The organism is Lysinibacillus sp. NPDC056185 (assembly GCF_047737915.1).
Lineage (GTDB): Bacteria > Bacillota > Bacilli > Bacillales_A > Planococcaceae > Lysinibacillus.
Genome location: NZ_JBLLLQ010000118.1, coordinates 1 through 1,071, shown reverse-complemented (window position 1 = coordinate 1,071; position 1,071 = coordinate 1). Strand labels below are relative to the sequence as shown.

1 protein-coding gene is annotated in these 1,071 nt (G+C 75.3%); it reads left to right on the top strand.

Translation table 11 applies throughout. The features are described from left to right. Positions 1 to 1,071, top strand: a 1,071-nt coding sequence (locus tag ACMZ42_RS27300) for a lantibiotic dehydratase (protein ID WP_415733467.1), incomplete at both ends; no start/stop codon positions are given.

Genomic DNA, 1,071 nt, shown 5'->3' with positions numbered 1-1,071 from the left:
CTGCTGAAGTACGTGCAGCGCTACCACGCCAAGAACGAGTCGATCGGCTTCTTCGGACCCGTCGGCTGGGCCCGCTGGGACGACGCCGAAGGAGGGCTGGCCGTCGCCGGCCGGCACGGCGAGATCACCCACCGCCGGGCCCAGTTCGAAATCTGGGCCGTACGGGCACTCGCCGACACCTTCGCCGCCGACCCGGACACCCGCCCCTGCCTGGTACCGGTCCGCGCACCCGCCGTGCGGATCCGCGACGGCCGGGTGTACTCGCCGCTGCGCGGCTGGTCCGCCATGCCGCGCCCCCGGTTCGACGTTCTCGAGGCCTGCTCCGGACGCGAGACCGTGGCGGAGCTCACCGCCCGGCTGCTCGCCGCCGGTGTCCCCGGCCTCGACTGCGCCGCCGACGTCGAGCGGCAGCTGGCGGTCCTGGAACGCAGCGGCCAGATCACCGTCGCCCTGCACGTGCCGCCCACCTTTCACGCCGACCGCTTCCTGGAGCGGCAACTGGCCGCCTTCCCCGACGCTGCCGTACGGGAGCGCCACACCACGGTTCTGAGCGGGCTGCAGGCGGCGGCGGACCGGGTGCGCGCCGCTGCCGGCGACCCTGGCCGGCTGGCGCCCGCACTCGCCGACCTGGACCGCCGGTTCACCGACGCCACCGGCGCCGACGCGCGCCGCGGCAGCGCCTACGCAGGCCGCGCCCTGCTGGTCGAGGACTGCCGTAGCGCCGTCACCGCGGCGCTGGGCACCCGGATGCGGGCCGACCTGGCCGGCCCCCTGGAACTCGTACTCGCCTCCAGCCGCTGGCTCATCGACCGTGTCGGCGCCCACTACCTGGCGCTCGCCGAGGACATCCACGACCGGCTGAGCCGCCCGGACCGGCCCGGCGTTGGGCTGGCAGCCGTGCTGTCGGAGCTCGCCCCGCGCTTCGCCGTCGAGGCCGTCGGCAGCGAAACCGCCGGGGTCGTCACCGAGTTCCAGCGCATCTGGGCGGAGATCCTGGCCGTCCCCGGCGACGCCTGCCGGCACCGGGTGAGCGCCGACGCCATCGCGGATCTGGCGCACAAGCGCTTCGAC